The organism is Pseudomonas sp. (assembly GCF_017744435.1).
In the GTDB taxonomy this organism is placed as follows: Bacteria; Pseudomonadota; Gammaproteobacteria; order Pseudomonadales; family Pseudomonadaceae; genus Aquipseudomonas.
Genome location: NZ_JAGIBG010000009.1, coordinates 80,026 through 99,299, shown reverse-complemented (window position 1 = coordinate 99,299; position 19,274 = coordinate 80,026). Strand labels below are relative to the sequence as shown.

17 protein-coding genes and 1 riboswitch are annotated in these 19,274 nt (G+C 63.4%); of the genes, 11 read left to right on the top strand and 6 right to left on the bottom strand.

All coding sequences use genetic code 11. From position 1 onward, the window contains the following. The first annotated feature begins 12 nt into the window (after positions 1-12). The 3 genes from J7573_RS09115 to hldE all read left to right on the top strand — a co-directional run bounded on the left by J7573_RS09115 (position 13) and on the right by hldE (position 4,563). Positions 13-1,188 (top strand): O-antigen ligase family protein, encoded by a 1,176-nt coding sequence (locus J7573_RS09115; RefSeq protein ID WP_294333273.1) that lies wholly within the window; start codon positions 13-15, stop codon positions 1,186-1,188. Between the two features lie 15 nt (positions 1,189-1,203). Then, positions 1,204-3,012 carry a lipid A export permease/ATP-binding protein MsbA gene (gene msbA / locus J7573_RS09110; RefSeq protein ID WP_294333221.1) on the top strand — a complete coding sequence of 603 codons (1,809 nt, stop codon included), beginning with the start codon at positions 1,204-1,206 and terminating at the stop codon, positions 3,010-3,012. 129 nt (positions 3,013-3,141) lie between these two features. Beyond that, entirely contained in the window at positions 3,142-4,563 is a 1,422-nt protein-coding gene (hldE, locus tag J7573_RS09105; RefSeq protein ID WP_176509978.1) for a bifunctional D-glycero-beta-D-manno-heptose-7-phosphate kinase/D-glycero-beta-D-manno-heptose 1-phosphate adenylyltransferase HldE, read from the top strand. 118 nt (positions 4,564-4,681) lie between these two features. Here hldE and J7573_RS09100 read toward each other — a convergent pair whose 3' ends face one another. Genes J7573_RS09100 through J7573_RS09085 form a run of 4 tightly spaced genes read right to left on the bottom strand, consistent with a single transcriptional unit; the run spans position 4,682 to position 8,069 of the window. Continuing rightward, entirely contained in the window at positions 4,682-5,650 is a 969-nt protein-coding gene (locus tag J7573_RS09100) for a metal ABC transporter ATPase (RefSeq protein ID WP_085676736.1), read from the bottom strand. A gap of 55 nt (positions 5,651-5,705) precedes the next feature. Continuing rightward, on the bottom strand, positions 5,706-6,518 hold the full coding sequence (locus J7573_RS09095; protein ID WP_294333209.1) for an aldo/keto reductase: 813 nt from the start codon (positions 6,516-6,518) through the stop codon (positions 5,706-5,708). Beyond that, entirely contained in the window at positions 6,515-7,690 is a 1,176-nt protein-coding gene (locus J7573_RS09090; RefSeq protein ID WP_294333206.1) for an FAD-dependent oxidoreductase, read from the bottom strand. The genes J7573_RS09095 and J7573_RS09090 overlap by 4 nt, the downstream gene beginning before the upstream one ends. A gap of 46 nt (positions 7,691-7,736) precedes the next feature. Next, positions 7,737-8,069: a multidrug efflux SMR transporter gene (locus J7573_RS09085; protein ID WP_054887895.1), complete on the bottom strand. Its 333-nt coding sequence runs from the start codon at positions 8,067-8,069 to the stop codon at positions 7,737-7,739. 87 nt (positions 8,070-8,156) lie between these two features. Here J7573_RS09085 and J7573_RS09080 point away from each other — a divergent pair, with 87 nt between their 5' ends. Then, positions 8,157-9,047: a LysR family transcriptional regulator gene (locus J7573_RS09080; RefSeq protein ID WP_294333203.1), complete on the top strand. Its 891-nt coding sequence runs from the start codon at positions 8,157-8,159 to the stop codon at positions 9,045-9,047. An 11-nt stretch (positions 9,048-9,058) separates the two neighbouring features. After that, positions 9,059-10,330 carry a lipid IV(A) 3-deoxy-D-manno-octulosonic acid transferase gene (waaA, locus tag J7573_RS09075; RefSeq protein WP_294333200.1) on the top strand — a complete coding sequence of 424 codons (1,272 nt, stop codon included), beginning with the start codon at positions 9,059-9,061 and terminating at the stop codon, positions 10,328-10,330. A gap of 114 nt (positions 10,331-10,444) precedes the next feature. Here the strand turns inward: waaA and J7573_RS09070 are convergent, their stop codons facing one another. Next, entirely contained in the window at positions 10,445-11,881 is a 1,437-nt protein-coding gene (locus J7573_RS09070) for a TolC family outer membrane protein (protein WP_294333198.1), read from the bottom strand. A 161-nt stretch (positions 11,882-12,042) separates the two neighbouring features. Beyond that, positions 12,043-12,149: riboswitch (TPP riboswitch) on the top strand. A gap of 155 nt (positions 12,150-12,304) precedes the next feature. Between J7573_RS09070 and thiC the strand changes: the two genes are divergently transcribed. Next, the gene (thiC, locus tag J7573_RS09065; RefSeq protein WP_294333195.1) at positions 12,305-14,185 is read left to right on the top strand and encodes a phosphomethylpyrimidine synthase ThiC; all 1,881 of its coding nucleotides are present in this window, start codon (positions 12,305-12,307) and stop codon (positions 14,183-14,185) included. 175 nt (positions 14,186-14,360) lie between these two features. Beyond that, a complete protein-coding gene (cytX, locus tag J7573_RS09060) occupies positions 14,361-15,644 on the top strand; it encodes a putative hydroxymethylpyrimidine transporter CytX (RefSeq protein WP_294333193.1) in 1,284 nt (427 codons plus the stop codon). Here the strand turns inward: cytX and J7573_RS09055 are convergent. Then, positions 15,613-16,359: an RsiV family protein gene (locus tag J7573_RS09055; RefSeq protein WP_294333191.1), complete on the bottom strand. Its 747-nt coding sequence runs from the start codon at positions 16,357-16,359 to the stop codon at positions 15,613-15,615. The genes cytX and J7573_RS09055 overlap by 32 nt on opposite strands. A gap of 185 nt (positions 16,360-16,544) precedes the next feature. Between J7573_RS09055 and J7573_RS09050 the strand changes: the two genes are divergently transcribed. The 4 genes from J7573_RS09050 to J7573_RS09035 all read left to right on the top strand — a co-directional run bounded on the left by J7573_RS09050 (position 16,545) and on the right by J7573_RS09035 (position 19,247). Further along, positions 16,545-17,162 (top strand): NUDIX domain-containing protein, encoded by a 618-nt coding sequence (locus J7573_RS09050; protein WP_294333188.1) that lies wholly within the window; start codon positions 16,545-16,547, stop codon positions 17,160-17,162. Further along, positions 17,153-17,605, top strand: a complete 453-nt coding sequence (locus tag J7573_RS09045) for a DUF1249 domain-containing protein (RefSeq protein ID WP_054887887.1) — start codon at positions 17,153-17,155, stop codon at positions 17,603-17,605. The genes J7573_RS09050 and J7573_RS09045 overlap by 10 nt, the downstream gene beginning before the upstream one ends. A gap of 85 nt (positions 17,606-17,690) precedes the next feature. After that, on the top strand, positions 17,691-18,494 hold the full coding sequence (gene cpdA, locus J7573_RS09040) for a 3',5'-cyclic-AMP phosphodiesterase (protein WP_294333183.1): 804 nt from the start codon (positions 17,691-17,693) through the stop codon (positions 18,492-18,494). A 144-nt stretch (positions 18,495-18,638) separates the two neighbouring features. After that, the gene (locus tag J7573_RS09035; RefSeq protein ID WP_294333181.1) at positions 18,639-19,247 is read left to right on the top strand and encodes a YqiA/YcfP family alpha/beta fold hydrolase; all 609 of its coding nucleotides are present in this window, start codon (positions 18,639-18,641) and stop codon (positions 19,245-19,247) included. The last annotated feature ends 27 nt before the right edge of the window (positions 19,248-19,274 follow it).

Genomic DNA, 19,274 nt, shown 5'->3' with positions numbered 1-19,274 from the left:
CGGGGAGAATGGATGTTGTATCAGAAGAACTGGGCCAAGGCCTGGTTGGCCTTTGGATTGATCTGGTTCCTGGCGGCCATTGCCTTGGCTCCAAGCAACAAGCTGTATCAGCAAGGCATGATCTTGTTCATGTGGCTGCCTACTTTGGCAATGGCATGGTCGGCGAGACGAATTCTGCTTGATGCCTGGCGGCGTCAGCCCGCGCTTTGGGGGGCGTTGGCGTTGTTTTTGGCCTGGAGTGCGCTGAGTATGGCCTGGTCAAACAACGAAGAATATGCGCGTGAAGGCAAGCGGCTGCTTTACATTCTGGTGTTCTTGCTGGCGTTCCCAATTTTAGGGCAATTGGGGACGGCCCGTATTCGCCAGTTGTTACGGATAGGGTCTGCATTGCTGGCGGTTGCCGCACTGATCTCGATTGTCAGGTTCTATGGCCTCCAGGCCATACCGCTGGTTGCACGTCTGGAAGGTATCGGCGAGATCTCGCACCCGATTCTTGGCGCCTATGTGGTCGGCATAGCGGCTTTGCTGCTGCTGTACGATCTGCCGCGACAGCATGTCTTGCGCCTGGGGTGGTTGTTGGCACTGGCCTGCCTGGCCGCTTTTGTTGCCTTGAGCCAGAGCCGTGGCGCGGCGCTGGCACTGGTCATCCCCGTGATACTGGCACCCCTGTGGTTCCGTAACCGGCACAGCCAGCTCTTCGCGCTCCTCGCAATGGTGAGCACAGGGCTGGCCCTTTACGCCGTGTATGATCTGATCGCCGAACGCGGCTCGTCCTTCCGTCCTGAAATTTTCCGCTCGACGTTGCATATGATCAGTGAGCACCCATGGGGCGGGCTGGGGCTGGGCGCCTACTACAAGGTAGAGGCCGCCGGCCAGCTGTTTGATCACACCCACAACATGTTCACGCATGTTGCGGTAGAGCTCGGGTTGCCCGGGATGCTGCTGTGGATTGCCGTGTGGCTGTTCACCCTGGGGGAGATCGTTCGTGCCCGTCACACTGTCTTTGGCAAGATTCTGCTCTGCCTCTGGATCTACTCGACCCTGGCCATGCAGTTCGATGCTGCCAGTCTCACGGCGACGCCGCGGGCGGAATGGTTCGTCAGCTGGCTGCCAGTAGGCCTGGTCATGTTGTTGCCATGGATGCGTGCCGAAAATGATGCCTGTGGTAAAATTTCCGGTTCAACCTGAACAGCGAGCTCGATGATGGCCGAAACACCGCTACCGGCGGAGCACACCTCCAGCCTGAAGATCTACTTCCGGTTGCTGAGCTATGTGAAACCCTATGTCGGCATTTTCCTGCTGAGTATTGTCGGTTTCGTGATCTTTGCTTCGACCCAGCCCATGCTGGCCGGGATACTCAAGTATTTCGTCGATGGGCTGAGCAACCCGGAAGCGGTGTTGTTCCCCAATGTCCCCTACCTGCGCGACCTGCAGTTGCTGCAGGCGGTGCCGCTGCTGATCATCCTGATCGCGGCGTGGCAAGGCCTGGGTTCGTTCCTGGGCAACTACTTCCTGGCCAAGGTTTCCCTGTGCCTGGTGCATGACCTGCGCGTGGAGCTGTTCAACAAGCTGCTGGTGCTGCCCAATCGCTACTTCGACAACCACAACTCGGGCCACCTGATTTCGCGGATCACCTTCAACGTGACCATGGTCACCGGTGCCGCCACCGATGCGATCAAGGTCGTCATCCGTGAAGGCCTGACGGTGGTATTCCTGTTCGGCTACCTGCTGTGGATGAACTGGCACCTGACCCTGGTGATGGTCGCCATCCTGCCGGTGATCGCGGTGATGGTCAGCATTGCCAGCAAGAAATTCCGCAAGCAGAGCAAGAAAATCCAGTCCGCCATGGGCGACGTGACGCATGTCGCGTCCGAGACCATCCAGGGTTACCGGGTGGTCCGCAGCTTCGGCGGTGAAGCCTACGAGCAGCAGCGCTTCGGCAATGCCAGCCAGAGCAACACCGACAAGCAGCTGCACATGACCAAGACCGGTTCGCTGTACACGCCGCTGCTGCAGTTGGTGATCTACACCGCCATGGCGGCGTTGATGTTCCTGGTACTGTTCCTGCGCGGTGAGTCCACCGCCGGTGACCTGGTGGCCTACATCACGGCGGCGGGCCTGTTGCCCAAGCCGATCCGCCAGCTGTCGGAAGTCAGCTCGACCATCCAGAAGGGCCTGGCCGGTGCCGAGAGCATCTTCGAACAGTTGGACGAAGAGCCTGAGATCGATACCGGCACCGTCGAGAAGGACCGTGTTCAAGGCCGCCTCGAAGTGCGTAACCTGAGCTTCACCTACCCCGGTACCGAGCGCGAAGTGCTGAGCGATATCAGCTTCGTCGCCGAGCCTGGGCAGATGATTGCACTGGTCGGGCGCTCAGGCAGCGGCAAGTCGACCTTGGCGGCCCTGATCCCGCGCTTCTACCACCACGACCAGGGAGAGATCCTGCTCGATGGTGTGGAGATCGAGAACTATCGACTGCGCAACCTGCGCCGCCATGTTTCCCAGGTGACCCAGCATGTCACCCTGTTCAACGACACCGTCGCCAACAACATCGCCTATGGCGACCTGGCAGGCGCCCCGCGTGCCGATATCGAAGCGGCAGCCGCAGATGCCTATGCCAAGGAATTTGTCGACCGCCTGCCAAAAGGCTTCGATACCGAAGTCGGCGAGAACGGCGTGCTGCTCTCCGGTGGCCAGCGCCAGCGACTGGCGATTGCCCGGGCATTGCTGAAGAATGCGCCGCTGCTGATCCTCGACGAAGCCACTTCGGCGCTGGATACCGAGTCCGAGCGGCACATCCAGGCGGCACTGGATCACGTCATGCAAGGCCGCACCACGCTGGTGATCGCCCACCGCCTGTCGACCATCGAGAAGGCCGACCTGATTCTGGTGATGGATCAGGGCCGCCTGGTTGAGCGCGGTACGCATGCCGAACTGCTCGCGGCTAATGGCCATTATGCCCGCCTGCATGCCATGGGCCTGGATGAGCCGGCCAAGGCCGATATCACCTGACCCGCCTTGATCGGGGCCTTATCGGCCCCGATTGTCACGGGAATTTTCCAGGGTGTATCTGGCCGTAAAGCCATCGCCTACCCTGTGCTAATATCCTGCCCCTGTTCATTATTTCCATATGGGTTGCCCATGAAGTTGTCCATGCCGCGTTTCGATCAAGCCCCGGTACTGGTGGTCGGCGATGTCATGCTCGACCGCTACTGGCATGGCGGTACTTCGCGTATTTCGCCTGAAGCGCCAGTGCCGGTGGTCAAGGTCGATCAGATCGAGGATCGCCCCGGCGGCGCGGCCAACGTTGCCTTGAACATCGCCGCCCTTGGCGCGCCAGCCTCGCTGATCGGTGTCACCGGCCAGGACGAGGCCGCCGACAGCCTGGCCAACAGCCTGCAGGCCGCTGGTGTGCGTTCGGTGTTCCAGCGCATCGCGCACCAGCCGACCATCGTCAAGCTGCGGGTCATGAGCCGTCACCAGCAACTGCTGCGCATCGATTTCGAAGAGCCGTTCGCCACCGACCCGCTGTCACTGGGGGCGGAAGTCGACACATTGCTCGAAGGCGTCAAGGTCCTGGTCCTGTCCGACTACGGCAAGGGCGCGTTGAAGAACCACCAGAGCCTGATCCAGGCCGCTCGTGCCAAGGGCATCCCAGTGCTGGCCGATCCCAAGGGCAAGGATTTCTCCATCTACCGTGGCGCCAGCCTGATCACCCCGAACCTCAGCGAGTTCGAGACCATCGTCGGCCGCTGCGCCGATGAGGCCGAGCTGGTCGCCAAAGGTCTGCAATTGCTGCAGGACCTGGACCTTGGCGCACTGCTGGTGACCCGTGGCGAGCACGGCATGACCCTGCTGCGCATCGGCCAGCCGGCGCTGCACCTGCCAGCCCGGGCGCGCGAAGTGTTCGATGTGACCGGTGCCGGCGATACCGTGATCTCGACCCTGGCGGCTGCCATCGCCGCAGGCGAAGACCTGCCGCACGCCGTGGCCCTGGCCAACCTGGCTGCGGGCATCGTGGTCGGCAAGTTGGGTACCGCGGCCATCAGTGCCCCGGAACTGCGCCGGGCGATCCAGCGTGAGGAAGGCTCCGAGCGTGGCGTGCTGGGCCTGGAGCAACTGCTGCTGGCCATCGACGATGCGCGGGCGCACAAAGAAAAGATCGTCTTCACCAACGGCTGCTTCGATATCCTGCATGCCGGGCATGTCACCTACCTGGAGCAGGCGCGGGCACAGGGTGATCGCCTGATCGTCGCAGTCAACGATGACGCGTCGGTCAGCCGCCTGAAGGGGCCGGGCCGTCCGATCAACAGCGTTGACCGGCGCATGGCCGTGCTGGCCGGCCTGGGCGCGGTGGACTGGGTGATCAGCTTCCCTGAAGGCACCCCGGAAAACCTGCTGAGCCAGGTCAAGCCGGACGTGCTGGTGAAGGGCGGGGACTATGGTATCGACCAGGTCGTAGGTGCCGATATCGTCAAAGGCTATGGCGGCACCGTGAAGGTGCTGGGGCTGGTCGAAAACAGCTCGACCACAGCCATCGTCGAGAAGATCCGCAAGAACTGATCGATTGCTGGGGCTGCTTTGCAGCCCTTTCGCGACACAAGGCCGCTCCTACAGAGGTACGCGATTCCCTGTAGGAGCGGCCTTGTGTCGCGAAAGGGCCGCAACGCGGCCCCAAATGCTACTTATGAAGTGAAGTCCGGGCCCGTTCCAGCAGCGCTCGTGCCTTGTCGCCAAAGCGCTGCAGATGCGAGGCTGGCGCCACCTTACGCTCCACCAGCCCCTGCTGTTTCACCCAGTCCTTCCAGCGAATCCGCTCATCGGCCACTACCCAGCCTTCCTGCCGGGCAAAGCTCTCGGCCAGGTACAGCCCGCGGGTACTCGCCGGCACCAGCTCATCCTTCTTCAGCGTGTACAGCTCGGCCAACGGCTGCCCATCCTGTACCGGCATCAGGTACAGATCCGGTCGCTTGCGGTTGAGCCGCGCCACCAGTTGGTCGCCTTCAAGGCGCTCATCGACATGGAACAGGCTGAGCTTCTTGGCCTCCCTCGGCACCTGCAGGCGCATGTCGTAGATCAGCTGCAGCGAAGCCGTCGGCAAGTGCACATAGGCCCGTGGCCGTTCCAGCAACATCAGGTTGCCGCAGTGCACCGGGCGGGCAGCCCCCGACTCCGGCGTCAGCACGAAAGGCAAGGCTTCGCGGTAATGCAGTGCGGCGGCATAGGGGGCTGGCAGCCAGGTGTCGTTAAAGCGCCCGCTCAGCCAGCCTTCCGGGGTCTCCAGCAGGCATTCTTCAGCCACCTCCTGGACGGCGGTGTGCAGCGGCAGGTTGAGCTCCTGGGCGGGGACATAGCCGGAAATCAGTTTCAGGACCACGTCGCCGCGGTCCTGGCGGCGCTGCCTCACCAGCACCCAGTAGTCACGGTGCTGCCAATGCAAGGTCAGGCGCACGGAAACACCCAGGTTGGCCAGTTCGACCACGAAGCGCTGCTTGTCGGCCAGCTGGATCGCGCGCCGGCGCTGCTGGGTCTGAGCGAAGTTCAGGGGCATGCCGATGCTCTGGTAGACCAGGCCCTCGGCGGTGGCTTCGACATGCAGCGGCAGTGTCTTGAAGTTGCTCGGGTTCTTGCGGATCAGCGTACGCGCCACGAGGCTCCTCCTTGCGTCGGGTCAGTCTCCAGGCCCATCTTGGCTGGGTGACAACTCAATGCTGGCCCAGGATGCGGGCGACGGTGGCCACGTTGTGGGCCAGGTGCAATGGATTGATGGTGCCGACAATAGCACTGCTCACTCCCGGGTGGGCGAACAGCAACTCGAAGCTGGCTTGCACCGGATCGACCCCAGGGGCAAGGCAGATATGCCCGCTGGCCAATGCCTTCTTCACCAGAATGGCCTTGCCGTGTTCGGCAGCGTAGTCCAGCACCGGGCGTTCTGCCTGCTCATTGAGGTTGTAGGTGACCATGGCGCAATCGCCTTGCTCCAACGCTTTCAAGCCACCGGCGACGGTCTTGCCGGAAAGGCCATAGCCGAGAATCTTGCCCTCCTGCTTGAGGGCGGCCAGGGTCTGGTAGACCTCTTCCTGTTCGAGGATTGCCAGGTCATTGCCATCGGAATGCACCAGCACCAGTTCGATGCGGTCAGTTTCCAGGCGGCGCAGGCTGCGCTCCACCGAGCGGCGGGTGTGGGCGGCGCTGAAGTCGAAGCTGGACTGGCCGTCTTCGAATTCCTCACCCACCTTGCTGACAATCACCCATTCATTACGCTGGCCGCGCAGCAGCGGCCCCAGGCGCTCTTCGCTGCGGCCGTAGGCCGGGGCGGTGTCGATCAGGTTGATACCCAGTTCGCGGGCCTGGGTCAGCAGCAGGCGAGCTTCGTCATCGCCGGGGATGGTGAAGCCATTGGGGTATTTGACACCCTGGTCGCGGCCGAGTTTGACCGTGCCCAGGCCCAGCGGCGAGACCTTGAAACCGGTGCTGCCCAGCGGGCGGTGCAAGCCATGCAAGGTGGGCAAGGTCATGGCAGCAGTTGCTCCCAGGCCGGTACACCCAGGGCCGGGCGCGGCAGGCCGGAAAGGTCGGCCTGCGCGGTAGGGCGCACGCCATCGCGGTCGAGGCTGGCCAGTACCCGGTCACTGAAGTCCGGTGCCAGTGCCAGTTTGGTTGGCCAGCCCACCAGCAGGCGCTGCTGTTCGGCGAGGAAGGCGTTGTCGGGGCGGACCAGGCCGGACTGTGCGGGCTCGGCGCGATCGACGCGCAGGGTCGCCCAACGCACCTGGCTTTGATCGACCCATGGCAGCAGGCTGGCGATTTCCTTCTGCGCTGCGGCAATCTGCGCGGCAGGCTCGCGGGCCACGCCGTCGGCTTCGGCAATATCGCCGCCGAGGTACCAGACCCACTGGCCATCGGCCGCCGGGTGGGTGGTGACGGTCACGCGCGGTTTCGGCCCGGCGCCCAGGCAGTGCGCATAAAGCGGCTTGAGGTTTGGCCCTTTGGCCAGGACCATGTGCAACGGGCGGGTCTGCATGGCAGGTTGCTTGAGGCCCAAGGCATGCAGCAGGTCTTCGGTGCCAGCGCCGGCGCTGAGCACGATGCGCTGGGCGCGGATTTCGCGGCCGTCGACGCGCAGGCCGACCAGTTCGTCGCCCTCGCGCAGCGGTTCGATCTGTTCGCCGGCGAGCAGGCTGTCACCGGCCAGTTCGGCCAGGTTGGCCAGCAGGCTGGGTACATCGATCACCAGTTCCGCCAGGCGGTAGACCTTGCCCTTGAAGCCACGGTCTTGCAGGGCCGGTGGCAAGTGCTCGCCCTTTACCTGATCGACCCGGCCACGCACGGCCTTGCTGGCGAAGAAGCTGGTCAGGTTGCCGGCCAGGGTACCTGGTGACCACAGGTAGTGGGCATCGGAAAGCAGGCGGGTGCGGGTCAGGTCCAGTTCGCCGCTGCCATCGATCGCTTCGCGCCAGCGGCGCGGCATGTCGGCGATGGCTTCCGAGGCGCCGGTCAGGGCGCCGTGCAGGGCGTATTTGGTTCCACCATGGATGATGCCCTGGGACTTGATGGTCTGCTCGCCACCGAGGCTGGCGCGCTCCACCAGCACTGTCGAATAGCCCAGGCGACGCAGGCGGGCATTGAGCCAGAGACCTGCGACCCCGGCGCCGACGATCAGTACGTCAGTGGAAATGGCGGTTGGCATGGCGGTACCTCGAAGACTGGGACAGCTGGCAAGTATACAGGCTGCCTCAGTGCCCGGCAGTTTTGGAAAACAGCTGAATCACAACCACGCCACCCACGATCATGGCCATGCCCAGCATCGCCGGTACATCCAGCTTCTGCCCATAGACCACCAGCGCCGCCACGCTGATCAGCACGATGCCAAGGCCCGACCAGATCGCATAGGCGATGCCTACCGGAATGCTGCGCACCACCAGGGTCAGCATCCAGAACGCGATCCCGTAGCCGACCACCATCAGCAGCAACGGCAACGGCGTGCTCAGCCCCTTTACCGCCTTCATGGAGGCAGTGGCGATGACTTCGGCGCAGATGGCGATGGCGAGATAGGTATAGGCATTCATGACGGGATCCTCCGGTAACTGGCTCGGCATTCTAGCGATTGCCTGGATGCGGTAAAGTCATTACCTATCCGAGCTGGAGATAGGTTGATGGCCGAGCAATGGAACCTTGAACAACTGCGTACTTTCCTGCGGGTCGCCGAATTGCGCTCGTTTTCTGCCGTGGCCCGCGAACAGCGCAAGGCACAGTCGGCCATCAGCAATGCCATCGCCCTGCTTGAAACCGACCTCGGTGTCACGCTGTTCGAGCGCAGCAGCGGACGCCAGCCGAAACTGACTGAAAACGGTACGGCGTTGCTCGAAGATGCCCGTGAGCTCTTACGCCAGTGCGAACGCCTGGATGGTCGTGCCCTGGCCTTGATGCGCGGCCAGGAAGCCTTGTTGCGAGTGGCTCAGGACGAGGCGATGCCTTATCAGCCAGTGATCGACAGCCTCGACGAACTGGCTAGCCGTTACCCTTACCTGGAGGTGCAACTGGCCAGTGGCGCCCAGGGGGATGTGGCGCGCAAGCTGGCCGAGCGACGCGCCGACCTGGGCTTGTTCTTCCACCACGAAAGCATCCCGTCATCATTGGAGCGCCGAGCGTTGGGCAGTGTGGAAATGGTGACGGTCTGTGCAGTTGATCATCCGCTTGCACATGAAGGGCGGGTCACTCGCCAGCAGCTGGCCCGCCACCGGCAATTGCTGATCACCCCCCAGCAGAGCGGCTACCCAGGTGGCGAAGCGATCAGTCCGCAGGTCTGGCGTGCCGACAGCTTCTACGCCATGGCCGAACTGCTGATGCGCGGCCTGGGCTGGGCCTGGCTGCCGCGGCATGTGGTGCAATACCCGACCTATCAGGCGCACATGGTCGAGCTCGACAGCGAATGGCGACCGCCCGCGCTGGTGGCCGAACTGGCCTGGCGCCGCGATGAACCGCTGGGCCCGGCTGCGCAATGGCTGGCCGAGCGCTTTGCGGTGCACCTGCGCGCGATCGGGTAAACTCCGCGGCCATGAACAGAACACTCTATACCTTGCTGTTTCACCTGGGCCTGCCGCTGGTTGCGCTGCGCCTGTACCTGCGCGCGCGCAAGGCACCGGCCTACGGCCAGCGCATCGGCGAGCGCTTTGCCCGCAACCTGCCGGCCATGCGCCAGGGCGGGATCTGGGTGCATGCGGTGTCGGTCGGTGAAAGCATTGCCGCCGCACCGATGGTGCGTGCGCTGCTCAAGGCCTACCCGGACCTGCCGATCACAATCACCTGCATGACCCCGACCGGCTCCGAACGCATTCGCGCGATGTTCGCCGATGAGCCGCGCATTCAGCATTGCTATCTGCCCTACGACCTGCCATGGGCGGCCGGACGCTTCCTCGACCATGTGCGCCCGCGCCTGGGCATCATCATGGAAACCGAATTGTGGCCCAACCATATCCACCAATGCGCCAGGCGCGGCATTCCGGTGGCCCTGGCCAATGCCCGGCTGTCCGAGCGCTCGGCCCGTGGCTACGGGCGCTTTGCCAAGCTGACCCGGCCGATGCTGGGTGAAATGAGCCTGATCGCGGTGCAGACCGAAACCGAGGCTCGGCGCTTCCGTGACCTGGGTGCCCGCCCCGAGTGTGTAGAGGTGACCGGCTCGATCAAGTTCGACCTGAAGATCGATGAGCACTTGCAGCCCCGTGCCAAGGCATTGCGCGAACAGTGGGGCGCCGACCAGCGTCCGGTGTGGATCGCTGCCAGCACTCATGAGGGTGAGGATGCCTTGATCCTGCAGGCGCACCGGCAGCTGCTGCAGGTGCATGGTGATGCGCTGCTGATCCTGGTGCCGCGTCACCCTGAGCGGTTTGATGCCGTGCATGCTTTGTGTGCCGAGCAGTTCGCCACGGTGCGCCGTTCTGCCGGCACGCCGGTGGATGCGCGGACGCAGGTGCTGCTGGGCGACACCATGGGTGAGTTGCTGTTCCTCTATGCCCTGGCCGACATCGCCTTTGTCGGCGGCAGCCTGGTGGCCACGGGCGGTCATAACCCGCTGGAACCAGCGGCATTGGCATTGCCGGTGGTCATGGGGCCACATGTGTTCAACTTCCTTGAAATCAGCGCGATGTTGCGCGAAGCGGGGGCGTTGCAGCAGGTCGATGATACCGACGGGCTGGCCGAGGCGGTGCGTCGGTTGATCGAGTTGCCCCAGGATGCGCAGCGCATGGGCAAGGCGGGCAGGGCGGTGATGCAGGCCAACCAGGGCGCCTTGCAGCGCTTGCTGGATGGGCTGGGCAAGCTTCTCAGCTGACTTTTGTGTTGGCTTCTTCGCGGGTAAACCCACTCCCACAGGTACGGCGCAGATCCCAAACCCTGCACCATTCCTGTGGGAGCGGGTTTACCCGCGAAGCAGCCAACACCGGTCTCAAGGCCTGCGCTCGAAGTTCTTGGCAGCCGCTGCAGCCAGGTCCGGTGGCAGGAAGTCCTTGTCCGGGTTGTAGTCCGGCTTCAGGTACTGCTTGAGGTCCTGCAGGTCCTGCGGGCTCAAGGTCCCGGCCGCCTGCTTCAGGCTCAGGTTGTCGAGAATGTAGTCATAGCGGCTGTTGTTGTAGTCGCGCACCGAGGTGTACAGCTGGCGCTGGGCGTCGAGCACGTCGACGATGTTGCGGGTACCGACCTGGTAGCCGATCTCGGTGGCTTCCAGGGCACTCTGGTTGGAGATGATCGACTGCTTGCGCGCCTGTACCTGCTCCACATCGGTGTTTACCGCGCGGTGCAGGTTGCGGGTGTTCTCCACCACCTGGCGGCGCAGGCTTTCGCGTTGCTGTTCGCTTTGGCTCAGGCGCTGGTAGGCCTCGCGCACCTGCGAGCTGGTCAGGCCACCGCTGTAGATCGGGATGTTCAGCTGCAGGCCGACGGTGGTCTGCTCCACGTCACCGCTGTAATGCACATTGGGCAGTGCAGCCGAGTTGCTGAACCCAAGGTTGTCGTTGTCGCCTTTCTGGTACTGGGCCACCGCATCGAGGGTCGGGGCGTGGCCGGCCTTGCGCTGGCGCAGGGTTTCTTCGGCGGCGGCAACGGCGTGGTTGGTGGCCAGCAGGTTGAGGTTCTGGCGACCAGCGGTTTCCACCCAGGCCTTGGCGTCATTGGGGGTCGGCACCTTGACCGGCAGTGTGTGGACCACGCCCTGGATCGAGCTGTATTCGCGGTTGGTCAGGGTGATCAGGGCCTCGAAGGCATCCTGCACCTGGCGCTCGGCGACGATCCGGTTGGCCCGGGCGGTGTCGTAGCTGGCCTGGGACTGCAGCACGTCGGTCTTGTCGGAGAGGCCGACGTCGAAACGTTCGTTAGACTGGTCCAGCTGGCGCTTGAACGCCGCTTCCTCGGCTTTGGTCGCCGCCAGGTTGTCCTGGGCCCGCAGCACGGTGAAGTAATCCTGCGCAGTCTGCAGGATCAGATTCTGCTCGGTAGCCGACAGTTGCAGCGCTGCCTGCTCGTTGACTGCTTCGGCAGCCTGTAGCTGGAACCAGCGATCGGCGCGGAAGATCGGTTGCGAAAGGGTCGCGCTCCAGCTGTTGCCGCTGCGGTTGAAGGTCGTCGAAGGCTGGTCGAGCTTGGTGCGGGTATTCTGCATCTCGGCACCGGCCGAGAGGTTTGGCAGCAGGCCGGCGCGGGCCTGCGGCACCACTTCTTTCTGGGCGCCATAATCGGCACGGGCGGCAGCAAGATCGGCGTTGTTGTCGACCGCTTCCTGGTAAACACTGACCAGATCGGTCTTTACCGTCGTGGGCATGTCCGCTGCCCAGACCACTCCGTTGGACGCACAAGACACGGCTATCGCCAGTGAAAGTTTGCGCAGCATAGAGGCAATCCTTGTACGAAATTTAATTACTGAACTGTTGAGTATCGAGCGACGGGCCAGTGTAGTGCCATGCGCACCCGCCAACAATCACAGGTTGCGCCTTTCATCTCCCCTGCGTTTTACCCGCTTGGCTTTGCCGACCACTCCAGTCTAGACTGCGCATGTTCTTGTCGGGGTGCCTTGAAGCAAAGGCTGAGATCGCAGAGGTGCGGATCCCGTTGAACCTGATCAGGTTAGCGCCTGCGTAGGGAACAAGATTGCTCGCCTTCCCGGGGAGCCTCTTGTGCCAGGTCCGGGAATGTCGCAGCTGCATGCAGCTTCAGGCACCCCCATATCCGGCACTGCACCCGTCAACGGGTGCGTCCACGCCATTCAGGTTCACCCCGACATTCCACTGCTAGGAAGCCGTCTGGAGAGCCTGTGATGACCAAACAAGAAAAAACGATCAACCTCAGCGAATCGGCGCAAGTCGATCAGCAGTCCGTGCAACCGTTCCCGCGTTCGCGCAAGGTCTATGTCGAAGGCTCGCGCCCGGACATCCGCGTGCCCATGCGCGAAATCAGCCTGGACGACACCCCGACCGACTTCGGCGGCGAAAGCAATGCGCCGGTACTGGTCTACGACACCTCTGGCCCGTACACCGACCCCAACGTCATCATCGATGTGCGCAAGGGCCTGGCCGATGTCCGTTCGGCCTGGATCGACGCGCGCGGTGACACCGAGCGCCTGGACGGCCTGAGCTCCGACTTCGGCCAGCAGCGCCTGAACGATGCCGAACTGGCCAAGCTGCGCTTCGCCCACGTGCGCAACCCGCGCCGGGCCAAGGCTGGCGCCAACGTCTCGCAGATGCATTACGCCCGCCAGGGCATCATCACCGCCGAGATGGAATACGTGGCCATCCGCGAGAACATGAAGCTGCAGGAAGCACGCGCCGCGGGTCTGCTCGACGAGCAGCATGCCGGCCACAGCTTCGGTGCCAACATCCCGAAAGAAATCACCCCGGAATTCGTTCGCCAGGAAATCGCCCGTGGCCGCGCGATCATCCCGGCCAACATCAACCACCCGGAAGTGGAGCCGATGATCATCGGCCGCAACTTCCTGGTGAAGATCAACGGCAACATCGGCAACAGCGCCCTGGGCTCCTCGATCGAGGAAGAAGTGGCCAAGCTGACCTGGGGCATCCGCTGGGGCTCGGACACCGTGATGGACCTGTCCACCGGCAAGCACATCCACGAAACCCGCGAGTGGATCATCCGCAACTCGCCCGTGCCGATCGGTACCGTGCCGATTTACCAGGCACTGGAAAAGGTCAACGGCGTGGCCGAGGACCTGACCTGGGAGCTGTTCCGCGACACCTTGATCGAACAGGCCGAGCAGGGCGTCGACTACTTCACCATCCACGCCGGCGTGCTGCTGCGCTACGTGCCGCTGACCGCCAAGCGGGTCACCGGCATCGTCAGCCGCGGTGGCTCGATCATGGCCAAGTGGTGCCTGGCGCACCACAAAGAGAACTTCCTGTACACGCACTTCGACGAGATCTGCGAAATCATGAAGGCCTACGACGTCAGCTTCTCGCTGGGCGACGGCCTGCGCCCAGGCTCGATTGCCGACGCCAACGACGCCGCCCAGTTCGGTGAGCTGGAAACCCTCGGCGAGCTGACCAAGATCGCCTGGAAGCATGATGTGCAGTGCATGATCGAAGGCCCTGGCCACGTGCCGATGCAACTGATCAAGGAGAACATGGACAAGCAGCTGGAATGCTGCGACGAGGCGCCGTTCTACACCCTCGGCCCGCTGACCACCGACATCGCGCCGGGTTACGACCACATCACCTCCGGTATCGGTGCGGCGATGATCGGCTGGTTCGGTTGCGCCATGCTCTGCTACGTCACGCCCAAGGAGCACCTGGGCCTGCCGAACAAGGATGACGTCAAGACCGGCATCATCACCTACAAGATCGCCGCCCATGCTGCCGACCTTGCCAAGGGCCATCCGGGCGCACAGATCCGTGACAATGCCTTGTCCAAGGCACGCTTCGAATTCCGCTGGGAAGACCAGTTCAACCTGGGCCTGGACCCAGACACTGCGCGTGCCTACCACGACGAGACCCTGCCGAAGGAATCGGCCAAGGTCGCGCACTTCTGCTCGATGTGCGGGCCGAAGTTCTGCTCGATGAAGATCACCCAGGAAGTGCGTGAATACGCGGCCAAGATCGAGGCCGTGGACGTGACGGTCGAGCAAGGCATGCGCGAGCAGGCCGAACGGTTCCGCCAGGAAGGCAGCCAGCTGTACCACAAAGTCTGACTTTAAGGCTGATCCCTTGTAGGAGCGGCCTTGTGTCGCGAAAGGGCTGCGATGCGGCCCCAGATATCAGCTTCGCCGCTGAGTACGCTGGGGCCGCCTTGCGGCCCTTTCGCGACACAAGGCCACTCCTACAACGACCGTGTCCAATCAAGAATATTGCCGAGTGCCAACAAGCATGACCACCCCCAGCCCATTCTCCCCCGACCACCCGGTCCCCACCCACCAGCGCATCTTCGGCGCCCGCGACCTGTTCTCGCTGTGGTTCTCCCTCGGCATCGGCCTGATGGTCCTGCAGGTCGGCGCCATGCTGGCCCCTGGCCTTGGCCTGGCCGGCGCGGTCCTGGCCATCGCCCTTGGCACCGGTGTCGGTGTGCTGCTGCTCGGCGCTGCCGGAGTCATTGGCAGTGACACCGGTCTGTCGGCCATGGGCACCCTGAAGCTGAGCCTGGGTAGCCATGGCGCGCGCTTGCCGGCACTGCTCAACCTGCTGCAACTGGTAGGCTGGGGCGCATTCGAGATCATCGTCATGCGCGATGCTGCCAGCTTGTTGGGGGCACGGGCGTTCGGCGAAGACAGTGCCTGGAACAGCCCGATGCTCTGGACGCTGTGCTTCGGTGGCCTGGCCACCCTGCTGGCGGTGAGCGGGCCGTTGGCGTTCGTGCGCAAGGTGCTGCGTGCCTGGGGTATCTGGCTGCTGCTGGGTGCGTGCCTGTGGCTGACCTGGAACCTGTTCGCCAAGGCCGATCTGGCCGGGCTGTGGAACCGCGCCGGGGATGGTTCGATGTCGCTGGCCGTGGGCTTCGACATCGCCATCGCCATGCCGTTGTCATGGTTGCCGTTGATCGCCGACTACTCGCGTTTCGCCCGTAACGGCAAGCATGTATTCGGCGGAACCGTGCTGGGCTACTTCATTGGCAACACCTGGCTGATGAGCCTGGGCGTGGCGTACACCCTGGCCTTTGCCGCCAGCGGCGAGGTCAATGCGCTGCTGCTGGCCCTCGCGGGCGCTGGCATGGGCATCCCACTGCTGTTGATCCTGCTGGACGAGTCGGAAAAGGCCTTTGCCGATATTCACTCGGCCGCCGTTTCCACCGGCGTACTGCTGCCGCTGAAGGTCGAGCATCTGGCGCTGGTCATCGGCGTGCTGTGCACCCTGATCGCGCTGCTGGCTCCGCTGGCCCAGTACGAAAACTTCCTGCTATTGATCGGCTCGGTGTTCGCCCCGCTGTTCGGCGTGGTGCTGATGGACCACTACGTGATCCGTCGCCGTCGTCTGCCGACCCAGGTCGGTGGTTTGCACTGGCAGGCGCTGCTGGCCTGGGTGGTGGGGGTCGCGGCCTATCATGTGATCGCCGCCAAGGCGCCGGAGTTGGGGGCTACCCTGCCAGCACTGCTGCTGGCAGGTGGGCTGCATGGCCTGCTGAGTTTCAGCCGCGGCCGGGAAACAGCTCAGGCTTGAGCACGCCGTTCAGGCGTGGGTAAGGGATCTTCAGTTCAACGTGGCCCATGGAGTAGGGCGCGATGGCGTAGACCTCGTACTTCACCACCAGCGCGCCGTACGTCAGGGCGATGTGCGGCGAGCGCTTGAAGGGCCAGGTCTTGACGAACTCGGCGTCCTTGTCCATGCCCACGCTGATCAACCAGGCCTGGTGCGACGCTTCCACGGTCTTCCAGAAGGTCTCTTCCTGGCCTGGAACCAGCATGTCCTGCAGGGTCAGCACCTTGTCCAGCTTGCGCGAGTAGTTGATGAAGGCGCGCCCAGGCATGCCGTGGGCACCGCCGCTGTCGAGGTAACTGGACAGCTCGATGATCACCAGCCCGTCATGCTGCTCGCGTACCTTGGCTTGCAGGTAGCTGCTGTTGCGTTTGTCGGCACTGGCCAGGTATTGCTGCTCGTAGGCCTGCAGGGTGCTTGGCGCGGTGCCATGCTGATTGTCTTCGGTCAGCTGCAGCAGGCGCTTTTCGACGATGGCGTCGAGCTTGGGCTGGGCCGGGAAGTGGACGGTGTCGATGTTCACCAGCGGGCAGTCACTGGCGCTGCAGCCGGGTTTGACGTGCTCCCAGGCATCACGCTTGACCTCGAGCGGGGTCCGGTAATTGGGTGCGAACAGGCTCTGGCAGGCGCCCAGAGCGAGTGCCAGCACGGCCACGGAAGTCAGTTTGACAAGTGTCATGATGATCCTTGCAGAACAGGGAAAAGTCGGCCTTTGACCGTCTGCGCGGCCTTCAGTTCGCCACTAAGCTAACAGAGTGAAGGCGTGCTGTCCCGAGTGCGCGAACGGTTGCCGGAAAGGGGTGAAACGGGCAACCGTGCAGAGTAGGATGGCGCGATGCGGTAAATGAGGTCATGAGGATTTCCATGTCAGACACGTTGAATTCGGTGCCCAGGGCGGTCGAGATCGTCAAGCGGGCCAACTGCTTCAAGGGCTTCTACAAGCTCGACAAGGTGCAGCTGCGCCATGAACTGTTCGCGGGTGGCATGAGCCGTGAGATCAGTCGTGAGCTGTTCGTGCGTCACGATGCGGTCTGCGTGCTGCCTTACGACCCGCTGCGCGATGAGGTGGTGTTGATCGAGCAGTTCCGTGTCGGCGCCTTGGGCAAGGTCGAAAACCCCTGGCTGATCGAGATGGTCGCCGGGCTGATCGACAGGGAAGAAGAGCTGGAAAACGTCGCGCATCGTGAAGCCGAGGAAGAAGCCGGGCTGGCAATAGGCGCCTTGTGGCCAATTACCCGCTACTTCCCTTCGCCCGGTGGCAGCGATGAGTACGTGCACCTGTACCTGGGCCGCTGCACCAGTGAAGGCGCGGGTGGCCTGCATGGCCTGGAAGAAGAAAGCGAGGACATCCGTGTACGCGTGTGGTCGTTCGACGATGCAATGCAGGCAGTACGCGATGGTCAAATCTGCAACGCGGCAACCATCATCAGCCTGCAGTGGCTGGCGCTGAATAAAGATGAAGTTCGAGGTATGTGGAAGTGAACCTCTTGCGTGAGCGTTATCGGGTTGATCTGGCCGGGCTGCAAGCAGCCTGCGAGGCCAACTATGCCCGGCTCATGCGCCTGCTGCCCGATATGCGTACCACCCAGAGTTCGCGACGCATCGGCATGACCCAGGGCGACCAGATGCTCGGTGTGCTGGTGCTCGATGTGCTGCTGGCCTGCCCGTACACCACCACCTTGCGGGTGCGCCAGGAGCACAGCCTGCCCTGGCTGCCGGTGCCTCACCTGGAGGTGCAGGTGTATCACGATGCGCGCATGGCCGAAGTGATCAGCGCCGAGCATACCCGCCGCCTGCGCAGCATCTACCCGTACCCCAACGAGGCCATGCACCAGCCGGACGAGAAGGCACAGCTCAACCTGTTCCTCGGCGAATGGCTCAGCCATTGCCTGGCCTGCGGCCACGAACTGGCAAGTGTGCGCTGAAATGTGACCTGGGTCGGTTTCGAGTGTTTGCTCACAACCGTTCCAGCGCCATAATTCGTGCAGAATCCGTTCGAGGAGACGGCCGTTGCCGCACCCAGCCCCTTTCCCTGCGCCCGTGCATGTGGTGCAACTGACCGACGCCCATCTGTTCGCCAACCCGGCGGGCACCTTGCTGGGCCTCAATACCCGCGACAGCCTGCGCCATGTGGTGGCCCAGGTGCGTCGCGAGCAGCCGCGTGTCGACTTGCTGTTGTGCACCGGTGATCTGTCCCAGGATGGCAGTGTCGCTTCGTATGAAGCGTTTCGTGAGCTGACCGGCGAATGTGCCGTACCGACTCGCTGGTTGCCGGGCAACCATGATGAAGCCAAGCTCATGGCCGAGGTCGCGCCGGACCTGGTGCAGTCGGTGACCGACATCGGCAGCTGGCGCGTGGTCATGCTGAACACGGCGGTGCCGGGCGCTACCCATGGGCTGCTCGAACCGGACCAGTTGTCGATTCTCGATGATGCCTTGGCCTCGGCCGGCGAGCGCCATTGCCTGGTGTGCTGTCACCATCAGCCGGTGGATATCGGTTGCGCCTGGATCGCCCCGATCGGTCTGCGCAATGCCGATGAGCTGCTGCAGCGGTTGCGCGGTTATCCACAGGTGAAGGCGTTGCTCTGGGGGCACATTCACCAGGAGTGGGACGAGCTGCGCGATGGCTTGCGCCTGCTGGCCACGCCGTCGACCTGCATCCAGTTCGCGGCAGGCAGCGAGGACTTCAAGGTCAGCGAAGAGCTGCCGGGGTATCGCTGGTTGCGCCTGCATGCCGATGGGCAGCTGCAGACTGGGGTAGAGCGGGCCACTGATTTTGAAGTGAAGCTCGACTTCAATAGCGCGGGATATTGAAGAGCCTGGGTCGCGCAGCGGCCCCAGCTCTTGAAGAATTTGTTGCTAAATCCCTGCCGCGGCGCCAAATCCCGGCGAACGCGCTACACTGCGCGTCCCTGCGCCCGCTCGATTGGGCGCGAAGCCACAGATTCCGGGGGCAGCATGTCGGGTTCCATCCTCTATATCCATGGCTTCAACAGCTCGCCGTTTTCCACCAAGGCGCGCCAGCTCGAGGCTGTCATGCAGCAATTGGGCCTGTCGCAGCAGCTGCGCGTCCCGGACTTGCACCACCATCCACGCCAGGCCATGGCCCAGCTCGAAGCCGCCATCGCCGAGCTCGGGGCGCCCCTGCTGGTCGGCAGTTCGCTCGGCGGCTACTATGCCACCCATCTGGCCGAGCGCCATGGGCTGAAAGCCTTGCTGGTCAACCCGGCAGTCACCCCTCACAAGCGCTTCGACGGTTATCTGGGGGCCCAGCGCAACCACTACACTGGCGAGACTTGGGAGCTGACCCTGGACCATGTGCAGGCCCTGGCCGAACTGGAAGTGCCGGCGCCGGCCGACCCAGGCCGCTATCAAGTGTGGCTGCAGACCGCCGATGAAACCCTGGACTATCGCCACGCCGAGCAGTATTACCGAGGTTGCGCCCTGCGCATCCAGGCCGGTGGCGACCACAGCTTCCAGGGCTTTGCCGAGCAGCTGCCAGGCCTGCTGGCCTTCGCCGGCATTGCCCGGCAGCAGTATGCGGCGCTCGATTTTTCTGTACTTTGATCTTTTTGCATTCACCAGACTGACGAC